1 protein-coding gene is annotated in these 350 nt (G+C 31.1%); it reads right to left on the bottom strand.

Going from position 1 to position 350, the window contains the following annotated elements:
• Positions 1–311: hypothetical protein (locus AC1DWA_RS33895; protein ID WP_477917949.1), on the bottom strand; the 311-nt coding region annotated here is incomplete at its 3' end.
• Between the last annotated feature and the right edge of the window lie 39 nt (positions 312–350).

The following is a 350-nucleotide window of genomic DNA, read 5'->3' as shown; positions in this document are numbered from 1 at the left end:
CTATCACTCTTAGAGTACATATCATCTATCTGTTTTAAAAGGTTGTTAGCATATCCCCAAACACAAGAATCTATAAACACTTTCAAACCAAATTTATCACTTAAGAAACCAGCTAATCCTAAAGCTTTATCTCTATCTTTATGAGAGTGGGATAAGAAGATATCGGCTTTTACTTCTGGAAACCAATTATCTTGCACTTCTGAACCATTAATACTTCCATCGCCAGATATAAATTCCTTAATTTCTATTCCTATCTCTCTTTCATTTTCTTTAAATATAGCTTCACCTATACTTTTATATGCACTAAACATCTCATCTGTCTCTAACTTGAAACCTGTAAACATATATTA

This window comes from Rhodococcus sp. P4_F3_2 (genome assembly GCF_056401335.1).
This window is presented reverse-complemented; position numbering and strand designations above follow the sequence as displayed.